The sequence below is a fragment of the Sphingosinicella sp. genome (assembly GCF_052388015.1).
Classification (GTDB): domain Bacteria; phylum Pseudomonadota; class Alphaproteobacteria; order Sphingomonadales; family Sphingomonadaceae; genus Allosphingosinicella.
Genome location: NZ_JBQTIN010000142.1, coordinates 1 through 6,303 on the forward strand (window position 1 = coordinate 1; position 6,303 = coordinate 6,303).

Genomic DNA, 6,303 nt, shown 5'->3' on the forward strand with positions numbered 1-6,303 from the left:
CGCGGGCGGTGGCGATCAACGCCGGCGCCCTGTTCCTCGCCGCCGGCATGGCCGAGACGATCCGCGAGGGCACCGAGCTGGCGCTGCGCACGATCGGCTCCGGCGAGCCGGCGAAGCGGCTGAAGCAGCTGGTGGCGATCAGCAATGGTTGAGCTGGGCGGGGTGCTGGGCGAGATCGTCACCGCCAAGCGCCGCGAGGTCGCGGCGCGGTTGGGCGGGGTCGATATCGCCGGCCTGCGGTCGCGTGCGGAGCGGCGCAAGCGCAGCCTCAGGGCCGCGCTCGCCCGGCCCGGCGCGCGTTTCGTGATGGAGGTGAAGAAGGCGTCGCCGTCGGCTGGGGCGTTGCGGGCGGACGTCGATGTCGCCGGGCAAGCGGCGGCTTATGCCGGCGTCGCCGATGCGGTCTCGGTGCTGACGGACGGGCCGTTCTTCGGCGGTGCGCTGACCGATATCGACGAGGTGCGGCGAGCCTTCGACGGGCCTATCCTCGCCAAGGACTTCGTCGTCGATCCGCGCCAGGTGGCGGAGGCGCGGCTGCATGGCGCGGACGCGGTGCTGGTGATGCTCTCGGTGCTGGACGATGGCGAGGCTCGCGCCATGCTCGCCGAGGCGGAGCGGCTCGGCATGGAGGCGCTGGTCGAGGCGCATGACGAAGAGGGGGTGCGCCGCGCCGTCGCGCTCGGCGCGCCGGTCATCGGCATCAACAATCGGGACCTCAGGACGCTGGCGGTCGATCTGGCGACGACAGAACGGCTGGCGTCGCTGGTGCCCGCCGACCGGCTGCTCGTAGCCGAGTCCGGAATCCGCGACCGCGGCGATGTCGAACGGCTCGCATCGTTCGCCGACGCCTTCCTCGTCGGCACGGCGCTGATGCGCGCCGAGCGGCCGGCCGAGGCGGCTCAGCTGCTCGCCTTCGGCCGGGTCAAGGTGTGCGGCGTGACCAACGCCGAGGATGCGGCGCGCGCGTCGCAGGCGGGGGCGAGCCATGTCGGGCTGGTGATGGTGCCGGGCACGCCCCGCGCGGTGACTGCGGCCCGGGCCGAGCCGCTGGCCGAGGCGGCGCGGCGCGCGGACGCCCGGATCGTCGGCGTGTTTCGTAACGAAAAGCTGATGCAGGTCGCGACAACCGCGCACCGGCTGGGCCTCGACGCCGTGCAGCTCCATGGCGACGAGGATGCGGCTTATCTTGCGGGACTGCGCAACCTGCTTCCCGACGAGAGCGAAATCTGGGCGGCGGGGGCCGTGAATGGTGAAGCGCCGCCGCGCCGCCAAGGCGCCGATCGGATGATCTTCGACACCAAGGTCGGCGGGCGCAGCGGCGGCACCGGCCAGGTTTTCGACTGGGAGCGTGTGCGCGGCCGCGAAGAGCTGCCGGCTGGGCTCATCGCCGGCGGGCTGAAGCCGGAAAACGCTGCCGCCGCGGCGCGAATCGGAGCGTGGGGGCTGGATGTGGGGTCGGGCGTCGAGGCGTCGCCGGGGCGCAAATGCGCCGAGCGGCTGGCGGCTTTCTTCGAAGCGCTGCGCCCGGCGGCACGTCGGGAGGCGGCGTCATGCTGATGAGCGGCCGCTTCGGCGACTATGGCGGCGCCTATGTGCCCGAAATCCTGGTGCCCGCGCTGGAGCAGCTGGAGGGCGCGTTCGTCGCTGTGCAATCGGATGCCGCGTTTCAGGCGGAGCTGACCGAATTGCTGCTCAAATATGCGGGCCGGCCGACGCCGCTCACCCGTTGCCGCAATCTCGGCGCGGGCAAGGCACGCATCTATTTGAAGCGCGAGGATTTGCTTCACGGCGGGGCTCACAAGACCAACCAGGTGCTCGGTCAGGCGCTGCTCGCGAAGCGGATGGGCAAGACCCGGCTGATCGCCGAGACCGGGGCCGGCCAGCATGGCGTGGCGACCGCGATGGCCGGCGCTCTCTTTGGCCTCACGACACGCATCTATATGGGCGCGGAGGATGTGGCGCGGCAGCGGCTCAACGTTTTCCGAATGCAATTGATGGGCGCGGAAGTGGTCGCGGTCGAGAGCGGTGGGCGGACGCTGAAGGACGCGATTAACGAGGCTTTGCGCGACTGGACGGCGAGCTTCGAGGCCACCCACTATCTGCTCGGCACCGCCGCCGGCCCGCACCCTTTCCCGACCATCGTGCGCGAGTTCCAGCGGGTGATCGGCCGCGAGGCGCGGGCACAGCTACTGGCAGAGGAGGGCCAGCTGCCGGACGCAGTGATCGCCTGTGTGGGCGGCGGATCGAACGCGATCGGGACGTTCGCAGATTTCCTTGAGGACGCCGAGGTGCGGCTGATCGGCGTCGAGGCGGCGGGGAAGGGGCTCGACGGGGCGGAGCATGGCGCGACCCTGCTGCGCGGCCGGCCCGGCATCCTGCACGGGGCGGAGACTTTGGTGTTGCAGGACGCGGACGGGCAGATCGCCGACACCTGGTCGGTCTCGGCCGGGCTCGATTACCCGGCGGTGGGGCCGGAACATGCTTATCTCAAGGCGATCGGGCGCGCCGAATATGTCGGGGCGACCGACGAAGAAGCGCTCGCCGCCTTCGCCGCGCTGGCGCGGAGCGAGGGGATCGTCTGCGCGTTCGAATCCGCCCATGCTTTGGCCCATGCGCTGAAGCTGGCGGACGAGATGGAAGTGATCGTCGTCAACATCTCCGGCCGGGGCGACAAGGACATGGCGCAGGCCGAGCGGCTGCTGGAGCTGGGCGCATGAGCCGTTACGCCAGCATGTTCGCGCGGGCCGCGCGCGCAGGGGAGGGCGTGTTCGGCGCCTTCGTCATGCTCGGCGATCCGGACCTGGCGACCAGTGCGGCGATCCTCGAGCTGCTGGTCGAGAACGGCGCGGACATGCTGGAGGTCGGCATTCCCTTCTCCGATCCGATCGCCGACGGGCCGGTGATCCAGGCGGCGGCGAACCGCGCGCTCAAGGCGGGCGTGACGCCGGGCGACTGCTTCGCATTGCTTGGAGATTTCCGGCGGCGGCATCTGGCCGTACCGGTCGGCATCCTGACCTACGCCAATCTCGTCGTCGCGTGGGGGCGGAACGATTTCTGTCGGCGTGCAGCCGAGGCGGGCGTGGACAGCGTTCTGGTCGCCGACGTGCCGCTCATCGAAGCGGAGCCCTTCGCGGCAGCGGCTCGCGCGCATGGGATAGACCCGGTCCTGATTGCCGCGGCCAATACGCCGCCGGCCCGACTGGCGGAGATTGCGCGGCTCGGCGGCGGCTACACCTATTGCCTCGCCCGCGCCGGCGTCACGGGCGCGGAGACCGAGGCGCGCTTCGATCATCAGCCGATGCTGGCGGCGCTGGCCAAGGCCGGCGCGCCGCCGCCGGTGCTCGGCTTCGGCATCTCGATGCCCGCGCATGTCCGCGCCGCGCTCGATGCCGGCGCAGCGGGAGTGATCTCGGGATCGGCCATCGTCGAACTGGTCGCGACGCGCGGAGCTGATCGCCTTGCGAGCTTCATCGGGGCGATGAAAGCGGCGACACGGCGGCAGGTGGCCGCCTGAGCTTTGCTGCGCCGCATCAATCGGCTAAACCCGCGCCATGTCCACCTACACGATCGACACCGCGACCAGCCGCGCGACGCCGCAGCCGGCGCCGATGAAGCGGCTGACCGCACCGGCGATCCTCGCCCGCAAGGGCAAGGAGCCGATCGTCGCGCTCACCGCCTACACGATGCGGACCGCGCAATTGCTCGATCCGCATTGCGATTTCCTGCTCGTCGGGGATTCGCTCGGGCAGGTCATTTACGGCCTGCCGTCGACGATCCCGGTCAGCCTGGAAATGATGTGCGCGCATGGAGCGGCGGTCGTGCGCGGGTCGTGGCACGCTCTGGTCTGCGTCGACATGCCGTTCGGCTCCTATGAGGAAAGCCCCGCGCAGGCGTTCCGCAACGCGGCGCGGGTGCTCAAGGAGACCGGCGCCGCCGCGGTGAAGCTGGAGGGCGGCGAGGCGATGGCCGAGACGGTCGCGTTCCTCGTCAGGCGCGGGATTCCGGTGATCGGCCATGTCGGCCTGACGCCGCAGGCGGTGAACACGCTCGGCGGCTATCGGGCGCGCGGCCGCGACGACGCGGAAGCCGCGAAGGTCATGGCCGACGCCAAAGCGGTGGCGGACGCCGGTTGCTTCGCTCTGGTGATCGAGGGCGTGATGGAGGAGATCGCGGCGGACGTGACCAGGGCGGTCGCCTGCCCGACGATCGGCATCGGCGCCTCGGCGCAGTGCGACGGGCAGATTCTGGTCACCGAGGACATGATGGGGATGTTCGAGCGCACGCCGCGCTTCGTGAAGCGCTATGGCGACCTCGCCGGCGAGATCGGCAAGGCGGCGGAGGCCTATGCGGCCGAGGTGAAGGCGCGGACCTTCCCGACGGAGGATCAGATCTACCGGCCGAAATAGGGGGTCTTTCCCTTCGCAAGCGGCACCGGTAAGGAGCGGCGGGGGCCGCGCCCGCCGCGATGCCGGCGGCCCTTTTGACTGGACGAGAGAAGTTCGCCGTCGCGGCCCTTCTCGAATGGAGAGTGTGAGTTGGCGATCAAGCCCAATGACGGCGAAACCTTCCTGCGTGAAGTCGACGACGAGCTCCGCCGCGAGCGGCTGAACCAGACCGTTTCGCGCTATGGCTGGTGGATCGTCGCCGGCATGGTGCTGGTGCTCGCCGCGATCGGCGGCATCTTCTGGTATCGCAGCTACCAGCGCGATCAGGCGGAGGCGCGGGGCGAATCGCTGCTCAACGCGCTCGACAGCCTGGAGAGCGGCAACCGCAATTCCGCCACCGCGCAGATCGATGCGCTCGCCGAGAGCGGCAGCCCGGGCTATCGCGCCGCGGCTTTGTTCGCCCGCGCCAATGCGCAGGTCGCGGCGAACAATGTGAACGGCGCGGTCGCGACGCTGACCGCGATCGCGGCTGACGAGACTCTCGAAGAGCCCTATCGCCACGCCGCGCTGGTCCGCCAGACACAGCTCGAGTTCGACCGGCTGCAACCAACCCAGGTCGTCCAGCGCCTGTCCTCGCTCGCGCGGCCGGGCCAGCCCTTCTTCGGCGCCGCTGGCGAGATGGTCGGCGTTGCCCAGCTCAGGATGAACCGCCCCGACCTCGCCGGCCAGTTGTTCGCCCGGATCGGCCGCGACGAGACGGTGCCGCCCTCGATCCGCACCCGCGCGATCCAGATGGCCGGCTCGCTCGGCGTCAACGCGCTGCCGGAGCCGCAGGTGCCGCCGGTGCCGGTGCAGACTGGCGCGCCGCCCGCGCCCCGCCCGCCCGCCGCCGCTCCCGGCGGCAACGCCGTCCAGCCCGCCCCGTCCGCGTCCCAAGGAAATGCTCAATGAAGCGTATCGCCGCCGCTCTGGCCTTCGTCACCCTGCTTTCGGCCTGCGACACTTTAGGCATCAGCCGCCGCCCACGGACAACGCCGACCTTCGGCCAGCGCATTCCGGTGCTGCAGACCGAAACCAGCATCGAAGTCGATCCGGCGCTCGCCGATCTGCCGGTCCAGATTCCCGGCCCGATCCTCAATCCGGACTGGGCGCAATCCGGCGGCAACGCGTCGAAGTCGGTCGGTCATGTCGCGCTCGGCGATACGCTGGCCGTGGCGTGGAGCGTCAGCATCGGCGCGGGCAGCGGCGCGCAGGTGCGGCTGGCGTCGGAGCCGGTGGTGGCGGACGGGCGGGTCTACACGATCGACACGCGGGCGGTGGTGCGCGCGTTCGACGCGCAGACCGGCGGTCAGGTCTGGGAGCGTCAGGTCCGTGGGACAAACTCGCCGAGCGAGACCCTGTTCGGCGGCGGCGTCGCGTTCGAGAATGGCCGCATCTACGCGACCAACGGCGCCGGCGACGCGGCCGCGATCGATGCCGCCACCGGCAACATATTGTGGACGGTGAAGCCCGGCGGGCCACTGCGCGGCGCGCCGACGATCGCCAACGATAACGTCTATGTGATCACCCAGGACAACCAGCTCTATGCGCTGAACGCCGCCAATGGCGAGACGCGCTGGCAGGGCTCGGCCTCGTTCGAGCTGGCCGGCGTGTTCGGCATCGCCTCGCCGGCCTTCGCCCAGTCGACCCTGGTCGCCGGCTTCTCTTCCGGCGAGCTCACCGCCTATCGCTACGAGAACGGCCAGGTCGTCTGGCAGGACGCGCTCGCCCGCACCGGCGTCAGCACCGTCGTCGGCACGATCTCCGACATCGACGCCGATCCGGTGATCGACAATGGCCGCGTCTTCGCGGTCGGTCAGGGCGGTCGCATGGTCGCGGTCGAGCTGATCACCGGTCAGCGGGTGTGGGAGCTCAACAT

General features: G+C 70.5%; 6 protein-coding genes. All 6 read left to right on the forward strand.

Annotated features, from left to right (window positions below; translation table 11 throughout):
• Positions 1-144: 144 nt before the first annotated feature.
• Entirely contained in the window at positions 145-1,557 is a 1,413-nt protein-coding gene (trpCF, locus tag ACT4N3_RS11985) for a bifunctional indole-3-glycerol-phosphate synthase TrpC/phosphoribosylanthranilate isomerase TrpF (protein ID WP_444855455.1), read from the forward strand.
• A complete protein-coding gene (trpB, locus tag ACT4N3_RS11990) occupies positions 1,551-2,717 on the forward strand; it encodes a tryptophan synthase subunit beta (RefSeq protein ID WP_444855456.1) in 1,167 nt (388 codons plus the stop codon). The genes trpCF and trpB overlap by 7 nt, the downstream gene beginning before the upstream one ends.
• The gene (trpA, locus tag ACT4N3_RS11995; RefSeq protein ID WP_444855457.1) at positions 2,714-3,514 is read left to right on the forward strand and encodes a tryptophan synthase subunit alpha; all 801 of its coding nucleotides are present in this window, start codon (positions 2,714-2,716) and stop codon (positions 3,512-3,514) included. Before trpB ends, trpA begins: the two co-directional genes overlap by 4 nt.
• A 37-nt stretch (positions 3,515-3,551) precedes the next feature.
• Positions 3,552-4,406, forward strand: coding sequence for a 3-methyl-2-oxobutanoate hydroxymethyltransferase (gene panB / locus ACT4N3_RS12000; RefSeq protein ID WP_444855458.1), 855 nt, complete (start codon positions 3,552-3,554; stop codon positions 4,404-4,406).
• Between the two features lie 129 nt (positions 4,407-4,535).
• A complete protein-coding gene (locus ACT4N3_RS12005) occupies positions 4,536-5,336 on the forward strand; it encodes a tetratricopeptide repeat protein (protein WP_444855459.1) in 801 nt (266 codons plus the stop codon).
• Positions 5,333-6,303, forward strand: a 971-nt coding sequence (locus tag ACT4N3_RS12010; RefSeq protein WP_444855460.1) for a PQQ-binding-like beta-propeller repeat protein, incomplete at its 3' end; no start/stop codon positions are given. The genes ACT4N3_RS12005 and ACT4N3_RS12010, both read left to right, overlap by 4 nt.